Source organism: Micromonospora fulviviridis (assembly GCF_014648395.1).
Taxonomy (GTDB): Bacteria; Actinomycetota; Actinomycetes; order Mycobacteriales; family Micromonosporaceae; genus Micromonospora; species Micromonospora fulviviridis.
Window position 1 is genome coordinate 334538 of sequence record NZ_BMRA01000005.1, and the last position, 21487, is coordinate 356024.

General features: G+C 71.9%; 25 protein-coding genes and 1 pseudogene. 10 read left to right on the forward strand and 16 right to left on the reverse strand.

Annotated features, from left to right (window positions below; translation table 11 throughout):
• Positions 1-68 precede the first annotated feature (68 nt).
• Positions 69-842 (reverse strand): annotated as a pseudogene (locus tag IEY96_RS15715) (EamA family transporter); the annotation flags it as partial.
• Positions 843-936: 94 nt separating this feature from the next.
• Here IEY96_RS15715 and IEY96_RS15720 point away from each other — a divergent pair.
• From IEY96_RS15720 to ychF, 3 genes are all read left to right on the forward strand, one after another.
• Positions 937-1449 (forward strand): MarR family winged helix-turn-helix transcriptional regulator, encoded by a 513-nt coding sequence (locus IEY96_RS15720; protein ID WP_189195540.1) that lies wholly within the window; start codon positions 937-939, stop codon positions 1447-1449.
• A gap of 30 nt (positions 1450-1479) precedes the next feature.
• Positions 1480-2217 (forward strand): Type 1 glutamine amidotransferase-like domain-containing protein, encoded by a 738-nt coding sequence (locus IEY96_RS15725; RefSeq protein WP_189195541.1) that lies wholly within the window; start codon positions 1480-1482, stop codon positions 2215-2217.
• A gap of 98 nt (positions 2218-2315) precedes the next feature.
• On the forward strand, positions 2316-3401 hold the full coding sequence (gene ychF, locus IEY96_RS15730) for a redox-regulated ATPase YchF (protein WP_189195542.1): 1086 nt from the start codon (positions 2316-2318) through the stop codon (positions 3399-3401).
• Between the two features lie 25 nt (positions 3402-3426).
• Here the strand turns inward: ychF and IEY96_RS15735 are convergent, their stop codons facing one another.
• A complete protein-coding gene (locus IEY96_RS15735) occupies positions 3427-3729 on the reverse strand; it encodes a site-specific integrase (RefSeq protein WP_189195543.1) in 303 nt (100 codons plus the stop codon).
• A 393-nt stretch (positions 3730-4122) separates the two neighbouring features.
• Here IEY96_RS15735 and IEY96_RS15740 point away from each other — a divergent pair, with 393 nt between their 5' ends.
• A complete protein-coding gene (locus IEY96_RS15740) occupies positions 4123-4695 on the forward strand; it encodes a hypothetical protein (protein ID WP_189195544.1) in 573 nt (190 codons plus the stop codon).
• Positions 4676-5188 carry a hypothetical protein gene (locus IEY96_RS15745; RefSeq protein ID WP_189195545.1) on the forward strand — a complete coding sequence of 171 codons (513 nt, stop codon included), beginning with the start codon at positions 4676-4678 and terminating at the stop codon, positions 5186-5188. The genes IEY96_RS15740 and IEY96_RS15745 overlap by 20 nt, the downstream gene beginning before the upstream one ends.
• A gap of 117 nt (positions 5189-5305) precedes the next feature.
• Here the strand turns inward: IEY96_RS15745 and IEY96_RS15750 are convergent, their stop codons facing one another.
• On the reverse strand, positions 5306-5836 hold the full coding sequence (locus IEY96_RS15750) for a GNAT family N-acetyltransferase (RefSeq protein ID WP_189195546.1): 531 nt from the start codon (positions 5834-5836) through the stop codon (positions 5306-5308).
• A gap of 113 nt (positions 5837-5949) precedes the next feature.
• Here IEY96_RS15750 and IEY96_RS15755 point away from each other — a divergent pair, with 113 nt between their 5' ends.
• Entirely contained in the window at positions 5950-6726 is a 777-nt protein-coding gene (locus IEY96_RS15755; RefSeq protein WP_189195547.1) for a DinB family protein, read from the forward strand.
• 20 nt (positions 6727-6746) lie between these two features.
• On the opposite strand, the gene IEY96_RS15760 is transcribed toward IEY96_RS15755, so the two are convergent.
• Genes IEY96_RS15760 through IEY96_RS15770 form a run of 3 tightly spaced genes read right to left on the reverse strand, consistent with a single transcriptional unit; the run spans position 6747 to position 8434 of the window.
• A complete protein-coding gene (locus IEY96_RS15760; RefSeq protein WP_189195548.1) occupies positions 6747-7265 on the reverse strand; it encodes a GNAT family N-acetyltransferase in 519 nt (172 codons plus the stop codon).
• 53 nt (positions 7266-7318) lie between these two features.
• Complete coding sequence (locus tag IEY96_RS15765; protein ID WP_189195549.1) at positions 7319-7684, reverse strand: hypothetical protein; 366 nt, start codon at positions 7682-7684, stop codon at positions 7319-7321.
• Positions 7685-7717: 33 nt separating this feature from the next.
• Positions 7718-8434, reverse strand: a complete 717-nt coding sequence (locus IEY96_RS15770; protein WP_189195550.1) for a SanA/YdcF family protein — start codon at positions 8432-8434, stop codon at positions 7718-7720.
• 61 nt (positions 8435-8495) lie between these two features.
• On the opposite strand from IEY96_RS15770, the gene IEY96_RS15775 reads away from it, so the two are divergent.
• Entirely contained in the window at positions 8496-8951 is a 456-nt protein-coding gene (locus tag IEY96_RS15775; RefSeq protein ID WP_189195551.1) for a hypothetical protein, read from the forward strand.
• Positions 8952-8970: 19 nt separating this feature from the next.
• Here IEY96_RS15775 and IEY96_RS15780 read toward each other — a convergent pair whose 3' ends face one another.
• The 4 genes from IEY96_RS15780 to IEY96_RS15795 all read right to left on the reverse strand — a co-directional run bounded on the left by IEY96_RS15780 (position 8971) and on the right by IEY96_RS15795 (position 10920).
• Positions 8971-9696: a class I SAM-dependent methyltransferase gene (locus tag IEY96_RS15780; RefSeq protein ID WP_189195552.1), complete on the reverse strand. Its 726-nt coding sequence runs from the start codon at positions 9694-9696 to the stop codon at positions 8971-8973.
• Between the two features lies 1 nt (position 9697).
• On the reverse strand, positions 9698-10060 hold the full coding sequence (locus tag IEY96_RS15785; RefSeq protein WP_091318309.1) for a PH domain-containing protein: 363 nt from the start codon (positions 10058-10060) through the stop codon (positions 9698-9700).
• Between the two features lie 95 nt (positions 10061-10155).
• Positions 10156-10488 carry a hypothetical protein gene (locus IEY96_RS15790; RefSeq protein WP_189195553.1) on the reverse strand — a complete coding sequence of 111 codons (333 nt, stop codon included), beginning with the start codon at positions 10486-10488 and terminating at the stop codon, positions 10156-10158.
• Positions 10489-10611: 123 nt separating this feature from the next.
• Positions 10612-10920 (reverse strand): 4a-hydroxytetrahydrobiopterin dehydratase, encoded by a 309-nt coding sequence (locus IEY96_RS15795; RefSeq protein WP_189195554.1) that lies wholly within the window; start codon positions 10918-10920, stop codon positions 10612-10614.
• A gap of 184 nt (positions 10921-11104) precedes the next feature.
• Between IEY96_RS15795 and IEY96_RS15800 the strand changes: the two genes are divergently transcribed.
• Positions 11105-11542 carry a (deoxy)nucleoside triphosphate pyrophosphohydrolase gene (locus tag IEY96_RS15800; protein WP_189195555.1) on the forward strand — a complete coding sequence of 146 codons (438 nt, stop codon included), beginning with the start codon at positions 11105-11107 and terminating at the stop codon, positions 11540-11542.
• Between the two features lie 86 nt (positions 11543-11628).
• Here the strand turns inward: IEY96_RS15800 and IEY96_RS15805 are convergent, their stop codons facing one another.
• The 6 genes from IEY96_RS15805 to IEY96_RS15830 form a co-directional block, all read right to left on the reverse strand.
• Positions 11629-12699: a succinate dehydrogenase/fumarate reductase iron-sulfur subunit gene (locus tag IEY96_RS15805; protein ID WP_189195556.1), complete on the reverse strand. Its 1071-nt coding sequence runs from the start codon at positions 12697-12699 to the stop codon at positions 11629-11631.
• Positions 12699-14612 (reverse strand): fumarate reductase/succinate dehydrogenase flavoprotein subunit, encoded by a 1914-nt coding sequence (locus tag IEY96_RS15810; RefSeq protein WP_189195557.1) that lies wholly within the window; start codon positions 14610-14612, stop codon positions 12699-12701. Before IEY96_RS15810 ends, IEY96_RS15805 begins: the two co-directional genes overlap by 1 nt.
• Positions 14613-14623: 11 nt before the next feature.
• Positions 14624-15430 carry a succinate dehydrogenase subunit SdhC gene (sdhC, locus tag IEY96_RS15815; RefSeq protein WP_189195558.1) on the reverse strand — a complete coding sequence of 269 codons (807 nt, stop codon included), beginning with the start codon at positions 15428-15430 and terminating at the stop codon, positions 14624-14626.
• A 249-nt stretch (positions 15431-15679) separates the two neighbouring features.
• Positions 15680-17074: a TldD/PmbA family protein gene (locus IEY96_RS15820; protein ID WP_189195559.1), complete on the reverse strand. Its 1395-nt coding sequence runs from the start codon at positions 17072-17074 to the stop codon at positions 15680-15682.
• On the reverse strand, positions 17071-18507 hold the full coding sequence (locus tag IEY96_RS15825; protein ID WP_189195560.1) for a TldD/PmbA family protein: 1437 nt from the start codon (positions 18505-18507) through the stop codon (positions 17071-17073). The genes IEY96_RS15820 and IEY96_RS15825 overlap by 4 nt, the downstream gene beginning before the upstream one ends.
• A gap of 33 nt (positions 18508-18540) precedes the next feature.
• A complete protein-coding gene (locus IEY96_RS15830; protein WP_189195741.1) occupies positions 18541-19089 on the reverse strand; it encodes a Uma2 family endonuclease in 549 nt (182 codons plus the stop codon).
• 238 nt (positions 19090-19327) lie between these two features.
• Between IEY96_RS15830 and IEY96_RS15835 the strand changes: the two genes are divergently transcribed.
• Positions 19328-20431 (forward strand): ABC transporter ATP-binding protein, encoded by a 1104-nt coding sequence (locus tag IEY96_RS15835; RefSeq protein WP_189195561.1) that lies wholly within the window; start codon positions 19328-19330, stop codon positions 20429-20431.
• Entirely contained in the window at positions 20428-21447 is a 1020-nt protein-coding gene (locus tag IEY96_RS15840; protein ID WP_189195562.1) for an ABC transporter ATP-binding protein, read from the forward strand. The genes IEY96_RS15835 and IEY96_RS15840 overlap by 4 nt, the downstream gene beginning before the upstream one ends.
• Positions 21448-21487 lie beyond the last annotated feature (40 nt).

Consider the following 21487-nt stretch of genomic DNA (forward strand, 5'->3'; position numbering starts at 1 on the left):
AGCTGGCCGAGCACCATGGCGGCGACCGCCACCGCGAAGCCGGCGAGCTGGGTCGGGCTGAGCGCCTGCCCCAGCACGAGCCAGCCGAGGGTCGCGGCGGTCAGCGGGCTGAGCGCGCCGAGCACCGACACCCGGGTCACCGGCAGTCGGGCCGCGCCCCGGAACCAGAGCGCGTAGGCCAGCGCGGTGCCGACCAGCCCGAGCCAGGCGTACCCGAGCAGGGCCGGCCCGTCCGGCGCGGGCGGCGCGCCCTCGACGGCGGCGGCGACCGGCACGATCAGCAGGCCACCGGCGACGAGCTGCCAGCTGGTGGCGGCGAGGGTGCCCACCCCGGGCGGCCGACCCCAGCGGCGGGTGAGCACCAGCCCGGCGGCCATCGACGCGGTGCCGGCCAGGCCGGCGGCGACGCCGAGCGGGTCGAGGCCGGCACCCGGCCGCAGCACCACGAGGCCGACCCCGGCCGGGGCGGCGAGGGCGGCGAGCAGCGCCGGCCGGCCGGGCCGGTCGCGGAGCAGGGCGACGGTGAGCGCGGCGACCAGCAGCGGCTGGGCGGCCCCGAGGACGGCCGCGGTGCCGCCGGGCAGCCGGTACGCGGCGACGAAGAGCAGCGGGAAGAACGCGCCGATGTTGAGCGCGCCGAGCAGGGCGGCCCGCCCCCACCAGACGCCGTGCGGCCGTCGACGGGTCAGCGCGAGCAGCAGCAGGCCGGCCGGCAGGGCGCGGATCGTGCCGGACCAGAGCGGCCGGTCGGCGGGCAGCAGCTCGGCGGTGACCAGGTAGGTGGTGCCCCAGGTGGCGGGGGCGAGGGCGGTGAGCGCGATGTCCGTCCCGCGACGGGCCATGACGACCTGCTTTCCTCGATGCTAAGTAGCTTAGCCCTAAGATAATCACTCCCGAGTAAAAGGGGAAGTGCGAGGTGCGGCACAATCGACAGCCGTGGCAACGGACGACGTGGATCTGATCGTCGAGCAGTGGCGCCGGGAGCGGGCCGGCATGCGGCCCGAGCCGATGGCCGTCTTCGGCCGCATCTACCGGCTGGCCCGGCTGGTGGGCGACCGCCAGGAGCGGGTGTACGCCGGCTGGGGCATCGGCCGGGGCGAGTTCGACGTGCTCGCCGCGCTGCGCCGCTCCGGCGAGCCGTACACCCTCGCGCCGAAGGCGCTCGCCGCCTCGCTGATGCTCACCTCCGGCGGGATGACCGGCCGGCTCGACCGGCTGGAGCGGGCCGGTCTGGTCCGGCGCGCGCCCGACCCGGCCGACCGGCGGGCGCTGCGGGTCAGCCTCACCGACGCCGGCCGCCGGGTGGCCGAGGAGTCGGCCGAGGCCGGGCTGGAGGTGCAGCGGCGGATCCTCGACGCGCTGCCCCCGGCCGACCGGGACCGGCTGGCCGACCTGCTGCGCGACCTGCTCGCCGCCGCCGAGGCGGAGCCGCCGGATGGGGCAGGATGATCTCCATCGTCACCGACCGGAAGGACGGCCATGCCCGCCACCGAACCGACCATCGTCGCCACCAGCATGGGCTTCTTCAGCCGGCACCGCGGCCCCTGGGACGCCCGGCCCAGCCAGCTCTTCGACCTGATGGCCGACCTGGCGCAGGCCGGCGACGCGCCCCGCGTCTGCTACCTCAACCAGGCGGTCGGTGACCAGCCCACCTCGTTCACCGTCTTCTACGGCGCCTTCGCCGGCACCCGGTTCCGGCCGTCCCACCTGGCGCTGTACCCGATGCCCAACGTCGAGGACATCCGCGCCCACCTGCTCGCCCAGGACATCATCTGGGTCGGCGGCGGCAGCGTGGCCAACCTCTGCGCGGTGTGGCGGGTGCACGGCCTGCCGGACATCCTGCGCGAGTGCTGGCAGGCCGGCGTGGTGCTCGGCGGGGTCTCCGCCGGGTCGATCTGCTGGCACGTGGGCGGCGCCACCGACAGCTACGGCCCGACCCTGCGGCCGTTCACCGAGGGGCTGGGCTGGCTCCCGTACGGCAACGGCGTGCACTACGACAGCGAGGACCAGCGCCGGCCGCTCATGCACCGGCTGGTCGCCGACGGCACGCTGCCGACCAGCCACTGCACCGACGACGGCGTCGGGCTGGTCTACCGCGGCACCCGGCTGGCCGAGGCGGTCGCCGACCGGGAGGGGGTGGCCGCGTACGAGCTGACCCGCGCCGAGGACGGCACCGTGCGGGAGACCCGGATCGAGCCGCGCCTGCTGCCCGCCTGACCGGGGGCGCACCGGCAGGCGGTGACCGCCGTCCCTTTTCCGGCTCGGGCGGACCTGCCTGCCCGGTGCCGGCGGTGAAGCGCGTAAGCTGGCTCGTCGTGAGTCTCACCATCGGCATCGTCGGCCTGCCCAACGTGGGCAAGAGCACCCTGTTCAACGCGCTGACCAAGAACGACGTGCTCGCCGCGAACTACCCGTTCGCCACGATCGAGCCGAACGTCGGCGTGGTCGGGCTCCCCGACGAGCGGTTGGCCAAGCTCGCCGAGATCTTCTCCTCGCAGAAGGTGCTGCCCGCGCCGGTCTCCTTCGTCGACATCGCCGGGCTGGTCCGGGGCGCCTCCAAGGGGCAGGGCCGGGGCAACGCGTTCCTGGCCAACATCCGCGACGCCTCGGCGATCTGCCAGGTGGTGCGGGCGTTCTCCGACCCGAACGTGGTGCACGTCGACGGCAAGGTCTCCCCGGCCGACGACATCGAGACGATCAACACCGAGCTGATCCTGGCCGACATCCAGACCCTGGAGAAGGCGCTGCCCCGGCTGGAGAAGGAGGCCAAGCTCCGCAAGGACCGGGCCGCCGCCGTCGAGGCCGCCAAGAAGGCCGTCGAGGTCCTCGACGGCGGCACCACCCTGTACGCGGGCGGCGCCGCCGCCAAGATCGAGCTGGAGCACCTGCGCGAGCTGCACCTGCTCACCACCAAGCCGTTCCTCTACGTGTTCAACGTCGACGAGGCCGAGCTGGGCAACGCCGAGTTCCTCGACGAGCTGCGCGGCCTGGTGGCCCCCGCCGAGGCGGTCTTCATGGACGCCAAGATCGAGTCAGAGCTGGTGGACCTGCCCGAGGAGGAGGCCCGCGAGCTGCTGGAGTCGATCGGGCAGTCCGAGCCGGGGCTCGACCAGCTCGTCCGGGTCGGCTTCCGCACGCTCGGGCTCCAGACGTACCTGACGGCCGGCCCCAAGGAGGCGCGGGCCTGGACCGTCCCGGTCGGCGCGACCGCGCCGGAGGCCGCCGGGGTCATCCACAGCGACTTCCAGCGCGGCTTCATCAAGGCCGAGGTGGTCTCCTACCACGACCTGGTCGAGGCCGGATCGATGGCGGCGGCGAAGGCCGCCGGCAAGGTCCGGATCGAGGGCAAGGAGTACGTCATGCAGGACGGCGACGTGGTGGAGTTCCGCTTCAACGTCTGAGATCGGGCTCGTTCTCGCAGGTGCCCTAGCTCTGGGGCACACCGGGGGCACAACCCCACGCGTCGTCGACGGCACGGCGGGTGCGCTCCTCCGAGTCCGGCATCAGGTGACCGTACGTCGACAGGACCAGGTTCGCGTTATCGTGCCCCAACCGCTCGGCGACCACGATGACCGATTCACCCTGCATCAGCAGGACCGAGGCGTAGTGGGGGCGTAGGGCGCGGGTGGTGATGCTCTCCGGTAGGCCGGCCTTCCGGACGGCCGCACCGAAGATGAGTGTGCCGTAGTAGTCGTGCCGGTAGGGGTCGGCGAAGCGGGTCGTGAACAAGGTGCCGTCATCAGCAGGCGGAAACTCCGCCCGCGGAGCGCGTCAGCGACGACCTGGGGCAGCGGCATGGTCCGGCGCGAGCGGGGCGTCCTGGGGTCAGTCCCCACCTTGAACGGCGGCGCGAACTGCCACTTGATCCGCACCAGGCGCGAGGCGAAGTCGACGTCCTGGACGCGCAGCGCGAGCAGCTCGCCGAGACGCAGGCCCAAGCCGGCCTAGCGCCGCGTCAGGCAACGCTCTCTGTTCGCACCCTGAAGCAATCAGAACTGCCAGGATTGGCCGCATGTCTCCTGACCTTGAACCTCCTCCGGGCCTGCCGGCCGGGCAGCGGCAGTCTGCTCGCGCTCACGATCACGGTAGGCCGCGTGATCAGCAAGTTGCGGGGGAGGGGACGTGAACGTCGTAGTCGATGGGGAACGGTCGTCGGGTGCCGAGCCCGGGTTGCGGACGCCGGAGGCGCGGATGCTGCTGGCGGAGTTCCGGGGCGACGAGGAGCGGTGGCGGCGGCTCTCCACGGAGCTGGAGCGGGAGAAGTACGGGCTCGATGTCATGCAGGCCGCGTTCCATCTCGCCGTGCTCCGGCGTTTCGGTGGCGGGGTGGAGCTGCGCGACGTCACCAGGTTCGTCCGAGAGTTCAACGCCGCCGTTCCCGAGGAGGCGCGAGTGCCGCCGCGTGAGGCGGAGGCGGCGATTCGCGTCTCCCTCGGCGAGGAGCACCTTGCCGAGTCGATGGCCAGCGAGGTGCTGGGCAACATTCGGTACGCGCTGTTCTTCGCGCTGGCGGACGATCTGGGACTGGACGACGATGAGGTCGTCGGGCTGCTGAGGTCGGCGGAGGACGTGATCCTCACCGGCAGGCAGATCGGATTGTTCGGGTCGCTGGCGGCCGAGTGGTCGACGGTGCCGCGGACGGATGTAGACGGGATGCACTGGCGTTGGAGGCGGGGTGGCGGTGAAGGCAGGTAGGAAGCGTCGCCCAACTGTCGCCGCGCTGTCGCCGCGCGAATCGCATTCCGGGCCGGTCACCCTGATGGGCCAGATCCTGCGCGGGCTGGCGCTGCGCCTACCGGAGGAGCGCGAGCGGGCTCGACTGAAGATGCACGAGCCTGGCGGTTCGGTCGACTCGATGCCGGTCATCGATGCCGCGTTCGAGCTCGCGGTGCGGCGTCGGTTCGCGCCGGGTACCGATCTCCGGGAGATCGCCTCGTTCGTCGCGGACGTCCGGGTGGGTTTCGGGCCGACCATCGACGTACTCGCGATGGAGGCGTTGATCCGGCGGGCGCTCGGCGAGGAGACTCACATCGATGATCTGGGCGCCAAGACGGTGATCGAGTTGAAGTGCGCCACCCTCGTGGCGGTGCACGATGTCCTGTCGTGGAGCGACGCGGACACCGACCAGCTTCTGGCCGAGGCGGAGGCGCTGGTGAGGGCGAAGGGCTTCAGCCCCGCGGTCGGCTAGGCAAGCTACTGATTGCCCACTCTCGCAGGTCAGAAGGGTGCCCTCGCGGTTGGCGCGGTATGCCTCCTCGGCCGGTTGGTGCGCTCCTCCAGCCCCGTCGCCAGGTGCTGCGGGCCGTCAGGGCCAGTGCGACGTGAAGATCCAGTCGAGGCCGTCCTCTCCGGGGCTGTCGAGGTGTTCAGCGCGACGTAGGCCGGCTCGCACGGCGACCCGCTGGGAGCCGGTGTTCTCGGGGCGGACTCGGGCGATCACCGGGTGGTCGGGACGATGGGCGGTGGCCCATCCCACGACGGCGGTGGCCGCTTCGGTGGCTATCCCATTGCCCCAGGCGGACGGATCGAGGCGGTAGAACAGGTTGAGAACCTCGCGGCGCCGCAACGCCATGACCTTGATGCCGCAGAAGCCGAGGCGCCGGCGATCGGCATGGACGACCCAGTACCCGAAGCCGTGGCGCTGCCAGTGCCCATCCCACCGCTGGTAGCGGTCTTCCGCCTCGTCGCGGGTGCTCAGCATGTCGGCCGGGTTGTGGGCGCAGGCTCGCGGGTCACTGTGGACGTCGTAGATCAGGTCGATGTCGGCGGGAGTGGGGCGGCGCAGTGACAGCCGTGCGGTCACCAGCTCCTCGTTGCCGAAACCCCGATTGCCCATCACGGAACTGTACGAGTTCGCTCCGGCCGTTCCTCTCGGCGAGCTCGGCAGACCGCCGGGGGCAGGAGGAGTTGCCGGTGCGGAGTGTCGGGGGCCGTGGTTAGCCTGCTCGCGTGGCTGAATTCACCGCCGCCGATCTGCGCGGCTCCCGGTTCGAGCGCGTCGACCTCAGCGGCGCCCAGCTCCGCACCGTCGACCTGTCCGGCGCCCGGTTCCGTGGGGTCGACCTGAGCGGGGTCACCATGCGCGGCGTCGAGCTGGTCGGCGTGGACATCCACGGCGAGATCGAGAACCTGACGATCAACGGCGTCGACGTCGGGCCGCTGGTCGAGGCGGAGCTGGACCGGCGATACCCGGACCGGGCCAGGATGCGCCCGACTGACCCGGCCGGCTTCCGCGCGGCGTGGGACATTGTCGAGCGGCTCTGGGGCGAGACCGTCGAACGGGCCGGCCGGCTGCGACCCGAGCTGCTGCACGAGTCGGTCGACGGTGAGTGGTCGTTCATCGAGACGCTGCGGCACCTGGTCTTCGCCACCGACTCGTGGGTGAGGCGGGCGATCCTCGGCGACCCGTCGCCGTGGGGCCCTCTGGACCTTCCCTGGGACGAGATGCCGGACACTCCCGGTGTGCCGCGGGACCGGGACGCCCGACCCTCCCTCGACGCGGTGCTCGCGCTGCGCCACGACCGGATGTCCACCGTGCGCCAGGTCATCGAGGGCCTGACCGACGAGTCGCTGGCCGGCCACACCGAGCCGGTGGAGGGCCCCGGCTGGCCGGAGCCGCGCAGCTATCCGGTGCGGGAGTGCCTGCTGATCGTCCTCAACGAGGAGTGGCAGCACCGGCTCTACGCGGAGCGTGACCTGGCCGCGCTGGAGGCCCGCGGGGCGTAGCCGGAGCGCGGCGACGGCGCCTAGAGCGTGATCCAGTAGCGCCGGGCCCGGCCCAGTTCGGTGTCCCGGATGTCCTCGAGGACGCCGCCCTGGCGCTCGATGGTCCGCGCCGAGGCGACGTTCCCTTCGGCGCAGGTGACCAGCACCCGGTCCAGGCCGAGCCCGCGTGCCTCGTCCAGCATCCGGCCGAGCGCCCAGGTGGCCAGGCCCCGCCGCCGCGCCGACGGCCGGATGCCGTAGCCGATGTGGCCGCCGACCCGCAGCAGGAAGTCGTCGAGTTCGTGCCGCAACGCGATCCCGCCGAGCACCCGGTCGCCCTCGACGATCCACCGGTACGTGCACCGCACCCCGCCCGGATCCGGCTCCCGGTCCGCCTCGTCGGCCATCCGGGCCACCCAGGCGGCGAAGCCGGCGGGGGAGACCACCTCGTCGGCGGGACGCAGCCCGAACCCGTCCTCGTGGCGGCCGGGGCCCCACTCGTGGTGCGCCGCCAGCCAGGCGATGTGCAGCCGGACGGTGGGCGCGATCAGCTCGGGCATCCGGCGACGATAGCCCGGCGCCCGAGCCGTCGCTTCACACGGGAAGACCGTTGTCAGCCCTCGGTCGGGACGCCGATCCGCTCGTGCAGGGCATCCCGGCAGCGCAGCAGGCGCACGGTGATCTCGTCGAACAGTGCCGGGTCGGTGCGGCCGCCGCGCCACACCGCGCGCAGCGCGGCCTGGCCCACGGCCAGTTGGGTGGCCGCCCCCTCGACGAGGTTGGCGTACTCGTCGCGGAACGCCGGCCCGGCGGACCGCGCCGCCTCGCGGGCCGCGAGCAGCGGCGCCCCGGCTCGCGCGAAGATCTCGTCGGCGTCCGCGTCACCCGCGCCGATCCGGGACAGCACGTGCTCCAGCTCGGTCGCCGCGACGGTCATCCGGCCGACCGCCACCAACGTCTCCTCGGCCAGCTTCACCACGCCGCGACCCTACCGCCAGCGGGCCGCCGGACGTCACCCCGCGCGCAGGGCGTCGTCCACTCCGGTTTCCCGGCGGCCCAGATGGACGGGATCGCGACCGGAGAGCACGTCCACCGCGGCCTTCGCGCAGGCGCCGTACTCCCGGGTGGCGCTGATCCGCCACCGGTCGGCGTACCGGCGGGCGGTGTCGTCGCCCACGCCGTTGGCCGCCACGCCGAGGTGCCGGCAGAGCGCCACGGCGCGGGGCAGGTGGAACGACTGGGTCACCACGGTGGCCCGTTCCACCCCGAAGATTCGCCGGGCCCGTGCGCAGGAGTCGTAGGTGTCGAAGCCGGCGTGGTCCAGCACCACCTTCTCCGCCGGCACGCCCCGGTCGACCAGCCAGCGCCGCATCGCGTCGGGCTCGTCGTAGTCGTCGTTCATGTGGTCGCCGGAGACCAGGATGACCCGGACCTTGCCGTCGGCGAAGAGCCGCTGGGCGATCTCCAGCCGGGCGGCGAGGAACGGCGACGGGGTGCCGTCGGCCTCCACCTTGGTGCCCAGGACCAGGGCGACCGGGGCCTCCGGAACGTCGGCCTCGGTGAAGAGGTGTCCCTCGGCGCCGCCGCGGACCCACACCACGCTGGCCGCGGTGCCGGCGGCCAGCAGCGCCGCGCCGGCGACGACCACCATCAGGGCACGGCGGATCCGGCGTACGGTCGGTCTGCGGCTGGTGCGCCACGCCCTGACCCTTGCGAACAGCCCCCGCATGCGCGTGATTCTGTCAGGCGGCAGCGAGCACCGGGTTCCCAGCGGCAGGAGGAGGAAGAGGATGGGGAAGCGGCATCCCGCGCTCGCGCGGCTCGACGTGCTCGTCGGCCGGTGGAGCGTGCAGCCCGAGGTCGAGGGCCTCGGCGTCGGCTGGACGGAGTTCGCCTGGGTGGAGGACGGCCGGTTCCTCCGCCAGTTCAGCGACGCCGAGCCGGTGCCGGAGACGGCGCCGCGGGCCTGGCGGGAGAACAACCCGCTCCCCACCACCCAGCTGATCGGCCTGGACGACGCGGGGGAGGAGTTCAGCGTGCTCTACGCCGACGCCCGCGGCGTGCACCGGGTCTACCGGATGACGTTCGCCGACGGTCTCTGGCGGATGTGGCGGGAGGCGCCCGGCTTCCACCAGCGGTTCACCGGAACACTGCGCGAGGACGGCGCCGCGATCGACGCCCGCTGGGAGCGGTCCGCCGACGGTACGGACTGGGCGCTCGACTTCCGGTTGGCCTACCGGCGCTGACCCGTCCTCGCTGCCCGGGTCACCGCGACGCGCGGGCGAGCACGATCAGCTCTCCGTCGTCGCTCGCGCCGGCCGGCTCCCCGGCCCAGCCGCCGAGCACCCGGTCGACGGTGAAACCGGCCCCGGCCAGGGCGGCCCGCAGTTCCGTCTCGGTGCGGAAGCGCAGCGTGCCGGGGCTGCGCACCTCCGTGCCGTCGGGCAGCAGGTAGTGGTGCAGGAAGCAGACCAGGCCGTCGCGCACCTCGGTCAACTCGGTCCAACCGTCCACGGTCGTACCGTCGGGCAGGGTGAGCCGGCGGCGGGAGTCGGTGGGGTTCCAGCGTTCCCAGCGTCGCGCGGCCGGATCGCGTGAGTCGAACGCCAGCCGGCCGCCGTCGACCAGGGCTCGGCGCAGGTGCCGGAGGGTGTCCGCCCACGCCCCGTCGTCCCGGATCTCCTGCGCCACGTGGCTGGTCAGCACGGCCACGTCGTACGCCGCGTCGGGCAGGTCCGCGGCGGTGCCGCAGATCCAGGTGACCCGGTCGCCGCCGGGCTTGGCCCGGGCCGCGGCGAGCGAGCCCGGCTCCGGGTCGACGCCGGTGACCCGGTGACCGGCGGCGGCCAGGGCCAGGGTGAGCCGGCCGGTGCCGCAGCCGAGGTCGAGGACGCGGCTCGGCGCCGCCCCGACGAAGCGGAGGAAGAAGTCGTCGTCGCGCCCCCACGCGTTGTCCGCGTCGTAGAGCGCCGCCGGCAGGTCCACCGGCACGTCAGGAGATGTGGTGGAGGATGACGTTGTGCACGTGGTGGGCCTTCTGCGCGCCCCGGAACTCCACCTCGTAGGTGTGCGTGCCGACGTGGACGGCGATCGCCCCGGTGGAGAAGAACGAGCCGCCCCACGACTTGTTGCTGACCACGCTCACGCTGGTGATCTTCGCATACGGGATGCTGGTGATGGCGTAGCGCTTCCCCACGAAGGAGCGGTCCTGGATGATGACCCGGCGGTCGGTCAGGCCGATGAACCCGGTGCCCGTGCCGATCGCGTCGTAGACGGCGATGATCTGCTCGCCGGGCAGGAGCCCGCTCTGGATCTGCTGGAACTGTTCCCTGCGGTCGTACGTCGGATCGGCCATGTCCCCGACGGTAGGCGGGGCCCGCCAGTCGGCCGGGGCCCGGCTGAACGACGGCAGCCCCGTCCTCGTGGGGACGGGGCTGCCGGAGGCGTGGGTCAGTGGTCGACGCGCGGGTCGTGGTCGCGGCTGCGGCTGCCGGCCTTGGCCAGGCCGCGGCTGATCAGGTAACCGACGGTCAGCAGGGTGATGTACCACCAGGCCTTGTCGGCGGCGAAGTAGTCGCCACCGTTGTTCGCGGCGCCGTCACCGACGGCGTTCGAGGCGATCAGGACGCCGATGACAGAGAGCACGTAGACGGCCAGCTCCGTGGTCTTCCAGGCGGGCTTGGTCTCCTCGCCGTGCCGGTGCAGGGGCCGGACCTCGCGGTCGACGTGACCCGCGTGAGTGTGGTCGGTGGCCCGGTTCGTGGCCGCGGTGGGCGTCGTCATGGTCAGCTCCTCGATTGGGTACTGCGTAAGTTCGTCCTCAGTGGGCACTCAGGCCCGGTGCCGAACTACTACCCAACGGAATACTTGCTAACCGGAAACTTTTAGCTACCTGTCAATAAATACTCAGGAAGCGGTTACCGCGCGGACCGCGTCCTCGATGCGGGCGGCCAGCAGCACCTCACCCTCGGTGAGCGGCTCACCGTCCCCGTGGCCCACCTTGATGTGGGTGCGGTCGGCCCGGCGGCTGATCTCCGGGCGCAGGCGCAGCGCGTCGGCCACCACCGCCACCCGCTCGGTGAGCGCGGCGTGCTGGGTGTCGTCCAGGACGAGCGTGCGTCGGATCTGCTCGCCCTCGCGGGTCCAACCGGACAGCAGGGCGAGCGCGTCGCTGAGGTAGTCGTGCTTCGCCCGGCCGTTGAACAGCACGCGCATCACCGCACCTCCCAGGCGTCGTTGCCGGCTTGTGGCCAAATCGTCGCCATCCCGTGTCCCAGTCGACGCCCTCTAGTCTGTCGTCGCACAGATGGTGTGTCCACGCCCACACTTCCGTGTTCTGCTGACCTGACGGTCGACTCAGCTACCCAAACCGCCGATTGATCTGGCACGCTGGACGCCCGTGCGGACCGAACGGGTTAGCGGGAACGGGCAGGACCGACGGGAGCCGAGAGTGGTCGTCGGTGCGGCGATCATCATGGACGGCAGGGTCCTCGCCTGCGCGCGCTCCGCGCCACCCGAGGTGGCCGGTCGCTGGGAGTTCCCCGGCGGCAAGGTGGAGCCGGGAGAGATCGAGACCGACGCGCTGGTCCGCGAGTGCGCCGAGGAACTCGGCGTCCGGGTGGAGATCGGCGCCCGGCTCGGCCGCGACGTGCGGATGGCCCACGGCCGTTCCGTCCTGCGGGTGTACCTGGCCCGCCTGCTCCACGGTGACGAGCCCAAGGCCCTGGAGCACTCCGAGCTGCGCTGGCTTCCCGCCACCGAACTCGACACCGTCCCCTGGCTGCCGGCCGACGTGCCGATCGTCGCCGCCCTGCGCCCGCTGCTCGCCGGCGCCTGAGCGCCGGAAGCGGACGCTCGGGCGGAAACGGGACGGGGGCCGGGCGGCATGTGCCGCGGCCCCCGTCATCGTTGTCGGCGTGCTGCTCAGTGCTTCGGCTCGTCCTGCTGCGGGTGGGCGAAGTTCAGGTGCTCCGCCGGCAGCGGGAAGGTCACGTCGTCGCCGAACGGCGACGGCGCGGCGGCCCGGTCGAAGGTCAGTTCGGTCAGCGGCAGCTTGCCGTTGACGTCGACCGCGGGGGCGGTCGGGTGCGGCACCTCGCGGTGCCAGTTGACGCCCTGCTGCGCCTGCTGCTCGGCCCGCGCGTCGTGCGAGCCGCCGGCGTGCGAGTGCACCCCGCCGTGGGCGGCGCTGGCGGTCACGGCGCCACTCGAATGCCCGCTGGTCACGCTGGTCTGAGGCACCTGACCCCTCCGGAAGATCTTGCTACCAAGCCACACAAGGGGATCGTACCTGCGGTCGACGACCCGCTCCTTCATGGGGATGATCCCGTTGTCAGTGATCTTGATGTGCTCGGGGCAGACCTCCGTGCAGCACTTGGTGATGTTGCAGAAGCCGAGCCCCATCTCGGACTGCGCGTACTCCTTGCGGTCGGTCTTCGCGTCGAGCGGGTGCATGTCCAGCTCGGCGGCCCGGATGAAGAACCGCGGCCCGGAGAACGCCTGCTTGTTCTCCTCGTGGTCCCGGATCACGTGGCAGACGTTCTGGCAGAGGAAGCACTCGATGCACTTGCGGAACTCCTGCGAGCGCTCGACGTCCACCTGCTGCATCCGGTAGTCGCCCGGCGCCACGTCGGCCGGCGGCGCGAACGCCGGGGTCTCCCGTGCCTTCTCGTAGTTGAACGAGACGTCGGTGACCAGGTCCCGGATGACCGGGAAGGTGCGCAGCGGCGTGACCGTGACGGTCTCGCCCTCCTCGAACGTCGACATCCGGGTCATGCAGCTCAGCCGGGGCTTGCCGTTGATCTCCATGGAGCAGGAGCCGCACTTGCCGGCCTTGCAGTTCCACCGGCACGCCAGGTCCGGCGCGTCGGTGGCCTGGAGCCGGTGGATCACGTCGAGGACGACCTCGCCCTCGTTCACCTCGACGGTGTAGTCGCGCAGGTCGCCACCGTTCTCGTCACCCCGCCAGATGCGGAACGGCCTCTTGGTTCCCATCAGTTGCCCGCCTCCTCGGTGAGGGCGTCGAACTCGGCGAGTTCCGCGTCGGTCAGGTACTTGGCCAGCTCGGCCCGGTCGAACAGGGAAATCAGCTCCGTGCGCATCTTCGGCAGCGGCTTCTGGGCCAGCCGGACCGCGTCGCCGTCCAGCGAGCAGACCAGGTTGACCCGCCGCCACTTCGGGTCCATGGCCGGGTAGTCCTCCCGGGTGTGCCCGCCGCGCGACTCCTGCCGCTCCAGCGCGGCCTTCGCGGTGCACTCCGAGACCACCAGCATGTTGCGCAGGTCCAGGGCGAGGTGCCAGCCTGGGTTGTAGCGCCGCCCGCCGGCCGCGCTCACCTTGGCCACCCGCTCGCGCAGCTCGGCCAGCCGGGCGAGCGCGTCGACCAGCTCGCCCTCCCGCCGGATGATGCCGACGAGATCCCCCATCACCGCCTGGAGGTCCTGCTGGAGGGCGTACGGGCTCTCGCCGGTGTCCCGCTGGAGCGGGGCCAGCGCCGTCTCCACCGCGGCCTCCACCGCCCGCACCGACACCGCCGGGCGCGCGGTGAGCTGGTCGGCGTACGAGGCGGCGTGGCCGCCCGCGCGCTTGCCGAAGACCAGCAGGTCGGACAGCGAGTTGCCGCCGAGCCGGTTGGAGCCGTGCATGCCGCCGGAGACCTCACCGGCGGCGAAGAGCCCGCGCACCGTGCCGTACGCCGCGCCGGAGTCCGGGTCCACCTCGACGCCGCCCATCACGTAGTGGCAGGTCGGGCCGACCTCCATCGGCTCCTTGGTGATGTCGACGTCGGCCAGCTCCTTGAACTGGTGGTACATCGAGGGCAGCCGCCGGCGGATCTCCTCGGCCGGCAGCCGGGAGGCGATGTCCAGGTAGACGCCGCCGGCCGGCGTACCCCGACCGGCCTTGACCTCGCTGTTGATGGCGCGGGCGACCTCGTCGCGGGGGAGCAGCTCCGGCGGGCGCCGGTTGTTGTCCGGGTCCTTGTACCAGCGGTCCGCCTCGGCCTCGTTGTCCGCGTACTGCTTGCGGAACACGTCGGGGACGTAGTCGAACATGAACCGCTTGCCCTCGGAGTTCTTCAGCACCCCGCCGTCGCCGCGAACCGACTCGGTGACCAGGATGCCCTTCACCGAGGGCGGCCAGACCATGCCGGTCGGGTGGAACTGGAGGAACTCCATGTTGATGAGGGTCGCCCCGGCACGCAGCGCGAGGGCGTGACCGTCCCCGGTGTACTCCCAGGAGTTCGAGGTGACCTTGTAGGAGCGGCCGACGCCGCCCGTCGCGAGGACCACGGCCGGGGCCTCGAAGAGGACGAACTCGCCGGACTCGCGGTAGTAGCCGAACGCGCCGGCGACGCGGTCTCCGTCGAGCAGCAGCTCCGTGATGGTGGTCTCGGAGAAGACCCGGATCCGGGCCTCGTAGTCGCCGAGGTCCCGCTTGTCCTCCTGCTGGAGCGAGACGATCTTCTGCTGGAGGGTGCGGATCAGCTCCAGGCCGGTCCGGTCGCCGACGTGCGCCAGCCGCGGGTACTCGTGGCCGCCGAAGTTGCGCTGGGAGATCTTCCCGTCCTTGGTGCGGTCGAAGAGCGCCCCGTACGTCTCCAGCTCCCAGATCCGCTGCGGCGACTCCTTCGCGTGCAGCTCGGCCATCCGGAAGTTGTTGAGGAACTTGCCGCCGCGCATGGTGTCCCGGAAGTGCACCTGCCAGTTGTCCCGGGAGTTCACGTTGCCCATGGCGGCCGCCGCGCCGCCCTCGGCCATCACCGTGTGCGCCTTGCCGAACAGCGACTTCGAGATGATCGCCGTCTTCTTGCCGGCCAGCCGGGCTTCGATCGCCGCGCGCAGGCCGGCGCCGCCGGCCCCGATCACGACGACGTCGTAGTGGTGTCGTTCGATTCGCGTCTCAGTCATGTCAGGGGCCCTCAGTTGATGAACCGCAGATCGGGGAACCACTCGGCCGCCACCGCCATGACGTAGAAGTCGGTCAGCGCCAGCGTGCCGAGGGTGATCCAGGCGAGCTGCATGTGCCGGACGTTCAGCCAGGACACCCCGGTCCACGCCCGGTAGCGCAGCGGGTGCTTGGAGAAGTGCTTGAGCCGCCCGCCGATGATGTGCCGGCAGGAGTGGCAGGAGATCGTGTACGCCCAGAGCATCACCACGTTGAGCAGCAGGATGACGTTGCCCAGCCCGAAGCCGAAGCCCTTGGGCGAGTGGAACGCGTAGATGGCGTCGTAGGTGTTGATCAGCGAGATGATCGCGGCGGCGTAGAAGAAGTAGCGGTGCAGGTTCTGGCCGAGCAGCGGGAACCGGGTCTCCCCGCCGTACGCCTGGTGCCCGTCGGGAACCGCGCACGCCGGCGGCGACAGCCAGAACGACCGGTAGTAGGCCTTGCGGTAGTAGTAGCAGGTGAGCCGGAACAGCAGCAGGAACGGCAGGGTCAGCGCCGCGTCCGGGATGATCCACCAGCCCGGCAGGAAGCTGCCGAAGTGCGAGGAGCCCTCGACGCACCGGTCGGTGACGCAGGGGGAGTAGAACGGCGTCAGGTAGTGGTAGGCGTCCACCCAGTACCACTTGTGCATGAAGACCCGGACCGTCGCGTAGATGACCCAGGCGCTGAGCCCGACGACGGTGATCAGTGGCGCGAACCACCAGCGGTCGGTCCGCAACGTCTTCGCCGCGATGGCGGCGCGCCCCCGCGCTCCCCGCGGCGTCGTTGCCGTTGATGTCATTCGAGTCGTCTCCCTGACGGCGCCCTCGCGGGGGCGGCGGATCACACCTTCCGTACCGGCCAGCGGACCGGCGAGACCGCGTCCACTGCCACGTCTTGCGCACGCACAGGCCGCACCGGCGAACCGGCGCAGCTAAGTGACACACGTTACGCCGATCTTCGCGGCGCGGCCGCGCAACGCAGTGTCCCGTGTGTCCCGGACGTTGGAAAGACCCGGACCATGATCAATATCGACGGACGGTCGGCGTGTTCAGCCCGACGCGCCGCCGGTGAAGTTCCAGGACGCCAGCCGCAGCGCCGGGGCCTCCCACCAGAAGCCGTCCACCCGGTCCGGTTGGCGGACCGGCGCCCGGCCGAGGCCGAGCACCCGGCCCGGACCCAACGCCCGCGGGTACGACTCGGTGAACCGGAAGTCCCGCACCGCCCGGGTGGGCACCCCGTCCTCCACCAGCCAGACGCCGTTGCGGGTCAGCCCGGTGACGACGAGCTGCTTCGGATCCAGCACGCGGGTGTACCAGAAGTCGCTGACCAGCAGCCCCCGGGCCATCCCGGCGACCAGCGCGGCGGTGTCCGGGTCGGCCACCGCGCCGGTCACCCCGGCACTGAGCGGTCCGGTGGCCACCTCCGCCGTGCCGCCGGTCGGCAGCAGGCGCAGGTTGCGCGGGAGCGGGCCGAAGGTCGACGCGCCGACCATCCCGTGCCCGGTGGACCCGGTGCCCGCCTCGGCGCCGCTGCGCCGGTCGTGCGCCACCGCCCGGGTGGTGCCCGCCTCGACCAGCGGCAGCGCCCGCCGGGGCGTGCCCTCCAGGTCGTACGGCAGCCCGGAGGCGTGCAGCGGGTCGTCCACCAGGGTCACCGCCGGGTCGAACTGGGCGGCGCCCGGCTCGGCGAAGGACTGCCGCTCGGCGTACCGCTTGCCGTTGAAGCCGTACCAGGCGAGGTTCTGCAGGAGGTCGGCCACGGCGGCGGGTTCGAGCACCACCTCGTAGCGGCCCGGGGGCAGCTCCACCGGGTCGGCCGCGGCCCGTGCCTTCGCCGCCGCCCGGGCGCCCAGGGCCCCGCCGTCGAGGTCGGCGAGACGGTCGGCGCACTGCCGGGCCACCCCGTCGGCGCCGCCGGTCCGGGCGATGCCGTCCATGGCCGCTTCGGCCGCCCGCCCCACCGCCGAGTGCCCGGCCGAGTTGGCGAACGCCCCGGACCGGTACGCCGTCCGGCAGTAGCCGGCCGCCTCCAGCCCCTCGACCGCGTCCACGAAGGCGCGTACCCGGGTGGCCCGCTCATCGGGCGAGGCGTCCGCGGTGGCCTCGTCGACGGCCGCGCCGGACGGGACCGGCGCCGGCGGGGTGAGACCCGGCCAGGCCGGGTCGGGCGGGCAGAGCCGCGCCGCGGCCAGGGTCCGCTCCACCAGCGCGGTCAGCCCGTCGGGGTCGACCAGGCTGCCGCCGCCCGCGGCCGTCCGGCCGTCGACGTGCAGCCGGAGCCGGACCGTGGTGCCCGACTCGGCCACGTTCTGGTGGATGAAGGAGTTGGCGAACCGGGTCAGCGCCAGGTCGGCCCGGGTCACCACCACCTCGGCCTCGGCGCCCGGCCCGGCCAGCTGCCGGACCAGATCCACCACCCGGCCGGCGAGGTCCAGCTCGGTCATGCCCGCACCCCCACCCGGACGTTGCGGAAGCGGGCCGGGGCGGCCGGGTGGCCGGTGTGCCCGGTCTGGCCGGGCTGCCCCTTGCCGCAGTTCGGCGTGCCCCACGGCACGATCTCCGACGAGAGCATGTCCATCGAGCGCCAGAACACTGGCCCGATCCCCGTGTAGGTGGGGTTGCGCAGCATCCGCCCCCGGCGGCCCTTCTTCACCTCCCAGCCGACCTCGCAGCCGAACTGGAAGTTGAGCCGCTTGTCGTCGATGGACCAGGAGCGGTTGAGGTCCATGAACACCCCGTCGTCGGTGGCGTCGATGATCTCGTCGAGCGTGTGCGGGCCCGGTTCCAGGCCCACGTTGGTCATCCGCACCATGGGCAGCCGGGCCCAGCCGTCCGCCCGTACGCTGCCGCCGTAGTCGAGGCCCGCGACGGCGGCCGAGTCGCGGCCGGCGAGCACCCCCACCCAGCGCCCCTCGCGGACCGCGTCCCGCCTGACCGCCGGGGAGCCCTCGTCGTCGAAGCCGAAGCTACCCAGCGCGCCGGGGATCGTCGGGTCGATGGTGACGTTCATCAGCTCCGAGCCGTACCGCAGCGTGCCGAGCCGGCTCAGGTCCAGCCAGGACGTGCCGGCGAAGGCCGCCTCCCAGCCGAGGATCCGGTCCAGTTCGATGGCGTGCCCGACCGACTCGTGGATCTGGAGGGCGAGCTGCTCGCCGCCGAGGATCAGGTCGGTCTCGCCGGACGGGCACTCCGGAGCGGTGAGCAGCTCGCGGGACTCCTCGGCGATCCGGGCGGCGTGTGCCGCCATGTCGAGCGAGGTGACCAGCTCCCAGCCGGTGGTGCCGTACTGCCCGCGGTAGCTCGGATAGGAGCGGCGCTGGGTCTCGCCGTCGCCGATCGAGGTGGCCGAGATGCCGCCCCCGCACTCCCGGATCCGCTGGTCGATGCGGTGCCCCTCGCTGGAGACGAACCACTTGGTGGTGTCCCAGATCTGGTAGAGCCCCTCGGCGAGGTCGGCGCCGTGCTCGCGCATCGTCGCGGTGGCGCGGACCAGCAGGTCACCCTTGTCGGTGAGCGGCACGCCGAGCGGGTCGACGTCGCACGCCGAGGCCCAGCTCGCCACCGTCGCCTCGACCGCGACCAGGTCGATCGGCGGGCCGGGGACCCGCGCGCTCGCGGTGGCGATCGCCGCGGCGCGCCGCCCGGCGTCACGGGCCGCGGCGTCCGACAGCTCGGGTACGGCGTGGAAGCCCCAACTCGAACCGACCAGGGCGCGGACGCCCAGCCCGATGCTCTCGTCCTGGGTCAGCTCCTCGATGTCCCCGTTGCGGGCCGACATCGACTCGTAGCGGCGGTGCATCACCCGGGCGTCCGCGTACCGGGCTCCCGCGTCGAGGGCGGCCTGGACGGCGGCGGTCGCCGCGTCGAATCCCGTCATGCGCCCGACCCTAGGCGAGCCGACCGGCATGCGTCAGCCGAGCAGCTCCTCGGGGTGGATCGTCGCGCGAACGGGATCGGTCAACTCCAGCACCTCGCCCGCCTTCGTGACGGACCGCTCGACGTAGTGCGCACCCTGCCGCTGGTAGAGGTGCATGGTCAGGGTTTCCTGCTCGATCAGCAGGTACCAATCGATCAGCGCGGCGGCGTAGTAGTGCATCTTGAGCACCTTGTCGGTGGCCGCGTTACTGGGGGAGACGATCTCGCAAACCAGGTGCACATCGCTGGCTTCGATCACGAGCACGCTCAGATCGATGTCGTTGGTGATGACCAGATCGGGGATCGGGATCCGGCCCGCCCTCAGGCGGACGTTCACGGCCTCGAGCACTCGCAGGCCGACGTCCCGCACCGGTCGGCGGAGCGCGGCGCGAAGTTCGCCGGAAATGTTCTGGTGCAGAGGAGTGGGCCCAGGGGTCACGTAGAGGCTCCAGTCGAAGAGTTCGACGCGTTGCTGCGTCTCGCCGAGGGCGAGGTACTCCTCTTCGGTCCACGGGCCGTCGTGGTCAAACACCGACGCGGTCACAGTCACCTCCACCTCGTGCCGGCGTGAAATCTTCCCTTGGTCGCCAGGGCCATGGTCGCATCTCACGTGCGACGACGAGGCGTCGATGTCCAGTCGCATCCGTAGATGTCCCAGGTGAGGGCTGTTCAGGTCGGAAACCCAGTCGTTACGCTCAGGCCGCTGACAGGCCGCCATTTGTAGCTTATTTTCGCCTCCAGGAGTTTGCTGTAGGTTCTCTTCACCACTGAGGGAGGCGGTCATGGGCAGGTCGGATTCGGTGCCGTCCGGGGAGCCGGACCGTCCCGAGGTGCCGGAGCAGCGCTCCGGCGAGGGCCCCTATCTCCAGGTCACGGACCTGCGGGTGCGGTTCGAGACCGAGGACGGCGTGGTGAAGGCCGTCGACGGGGTCTCCTTCGCCGTCGAGCGCGGTCGGACCCTGGGGATCGTGGGGGAGTCGGGTTCGGGGAAGAGCGTGACGTCGCTGGCGATCCTGGGCCTGCACAACCCGAAGCGAGCGGCCATCTCGGGGGAGATCTCCGTGGGTGGCCGTCAGCTGGTCGGCATGGCGGAGGAGGAGGTGCGGCGGCTGCGGGGCCGGGACATGGCGATGATCTTCCAGGATCCGCTGTCCGCGTTGCACCCGTACTACACGGTCGGTAAGCAGATCGCCGAGGCGTACCGCGTGCATCACCCGCGGGCCGGGAAGCGGGAGGCGCGCACTCGGGCGGTGGACATGCTGGGCCGGGTCGGCATCCCGCAGCCGGCGAAGCGGTTCGATCAGTATCCGCACGAGTTCTCCGGGGGCATGCGGCAGCGGGCGATGATCGCGATGGCCCTGGTGAACGACCCGGACCTGCTCATCGCCGACGAGCCGACCACCGCCCTGGATGTGACGGTACAGGCGCAGATCCTGGACCTGCTCAGTGATCTGCAGGAGGAGTTCCGGTCGGCGATCATCCTGATCACCCACGACCTGGGCGTGGTCAGTCAGGTGGCTGATGACGTGCTCGTCATGTACGGGGGTCGGGCGGTGGAGCGCGGGAGTGTGGAGCAGGTGTTGCGGCGGCCGCAGCATCCGTACACGTGGGGGTTGTTGTCGAGTGTGCCGTCGTTGCACGGCGACGCCGACGCGGACCTGGTGCCCATCAAGGGCAACCCCCCGTCGTTGATCAACCTGCCGTCGGGGTGCGCGTTCCACCCCCGGTGCCGTTACGCCGGCCGCAACGGCGACCGCTCCCGCACCGAGGTGCCCGAGCTGCGGGCGGCCGGGGAGGCGGGGCACCTGGTGGCCTGCCACCTGCCGGCCGAGGAGCGCACCCGGCTCTACCAGCAGGACATCGCCCAGGTGGGAGTGGCCCGATGAGTACCGAGACCGAGCCGCTGCTGCGCGTGCGGGGGCTGACCAAGCACTTCCCGGTGCGGGAGGGCTTCCGCGCCAAGGGCGCCGTCCGGGCCGTGGACGGCGTGGACTTCGACGTCCGCCCCGGCGAGACGCTGGGCCTGGTCGGTGAGTCCGGGTGTGGGAAGACCACCACGGGGCGAATGCTGGTGCGGCTGCTGGAGCCGACCGCCGGCACCATCGAGTTCGCCGGTCGGGACATCACCCATGCCCGGCGGGCGCAGTTGCGGCCGCTGCGGCAGGACCTGCAGATCATCTTCCAGGACCCCTACGCCTCGCTGAACCCCCGGCACACCGTCGGCCGGATCGTGGCCATGCCGCTACAGGTCAACGGCATCAACCCGCCCGGCGGCATCAAGAAACGCGTCCAGGAACTGCTGGAACTGGTCGGGTTGAACCCGGAGCACTACAACCGCTACCCGCACGAGTTCTCCGGCGGCCAACGCCAGCGCATCGGCATCGCCCGCGCCCTCGCCCTACGCCCCAAGCTCATCGTCGCCGACGAACCCGTGAGCGCCCTCGACGTCTCCATCCAGGCCCAGGTCATCAACCTGCTACGCGACCTGCAACGCGACCTCGACCTGGCCTTCGTGTTCATCGCCCACGACCTCGCCGTCGTGCGGCACTTCTGCCACCGCGTCGCCGTCATGTACCTGGGCACCATCGTCGAGATCGGCGACCGCGACGACATCTACACCCGCCCCCAACACCCCTACACCCGGGCCCTGCTGTCGGCCATCCCCGACGTCACCACCCTCGGGCCCGCCGGACGCATCCGCCTCACCGGCGACGTACCCACCCCGCTCAACCCACCGTCGGGCTGCCGCTTCCGCACCCGCTGCTGGAAAGCCCAGGAACGCTGCGCCACCGAGGAACCCGCCCTCGTCACCCGCGACGGCGGCAACCAGGCCACCGCCTGCCACTTCCCGGAGAGCGGGCCGATCGGCGTCGTCACCAGCGAGCCCGTGGAGGTGCCGTGAGCGCGAGGAGTGAGCCGGTGTTGCGAGCCCCGCAGTCGCG

Bases quoted from the DNA above. Each gene is read 5' to 3' on its own strand.
- IEY96_RS15725 (WP_189195541.1), top strand. From the start codon at position 1,480: ATGCCCGCCACCGAACCGACCATCGTCGCCACCAGCATGGGCTTCTTC.
- IEY96_RS15750 (WP_189195546.1), bottom strand. From the start codon at position 5,836: ATGGGCAATCGGGGTTTCGGCAACGAGGAGCTGGTGACCGCACGGCTG.
- IEY96_RS15760 (WP_189195548.1), bottom strand. From the start codon at position 7,265: ATGCCCGAGCTGATCGCGCCCACCGTCCGGCTGCACATCGCCTGGCTG.
- IEY96_RS15770 (WP_189195550.1), bottom strand. From the start codon at position 8,434: ATGCGGGGGCTGTTCGCAAGGGTCAGGGCGTGGCGCACCAGCCGCAGA.
- IEY96_RS15775 (WP_189195551.1), top strand. From the start codon at position 8,496: ATGGGGAAGCGGCATCCCGCGCTCGCGCGGCTCGACGTGCTCGTCGGC.
- IEY96_RS15785 (WP_091318309.1), bottom strand. From the start codon at position 10,060: ATGGCCGATCCGACGTACGACCGCAGGGAACAGTTCCAGCAGATCCAG.
- IEY96_RS15790 (WP_189195553.1), bottom strand. From the start codon at position 10,488: ATGACGACGCCCACCGCGGCCACGAACCGGGCCACCGACCACACTCAC.
- IEY96_RS15795 (WP_189195554.1), bottom strand. From the start codon at position 10,920: ATGCGCGTGCTGTTCAACGGCCGGGCGAAGCACGACTACCTCAGCGAC.
- IEY96_RS15805 (WP_189195556.1), bottom strand. From the start codon at position 12,699: ATGGGAACCAAGAGGCCGTTCCGCATCTGGCGGGGTGACGAGAACGGT.
- IEY96_RS15810 (WP_189195557.1), bottom strand. From the start codon at position 14,612: ATGACTGAGACGCGAATCGAACGACACCACTACGACGTCGTCGTGATC.
- sdhC (WP_189195558.1), bottom strand. From the start codon at position 15,430: ATGACATCAACGGCAACGACGCCGCGGGGAGCGCGGGGGCGCGCCGCC.
- IEY96_RS15820 (WP_189195559.1), bottom strand. From the start codon at position 17,074: ATGACCGAGCTGGACCTCGCCGGCCGGGTGGTGGATCTGGTCCGGCAG.
- IEY96_RS15825 (WP_189195560.1), bottom strand. From the start codon at position 18,507: ATGACGGGATTCGACGCGGCGACCGCCGCCGTCCAGGCCGCCCTCGAC.
- IEY96_RS15835 (WP_189195561.1), top strand. From the start codon at position 19,328: ATGGGCAGGTCGGATTCGGTGCCGTCCGGGGAGCCGGACCGTCCCGAG.
- IEY96_RS15840 (WP_189195562.1), top strand. From the start codon at position 20,428: ATGAGTACCGAGACCGAGCCGCTGCTGCGCGTGCGGGGGCTGACCAAG.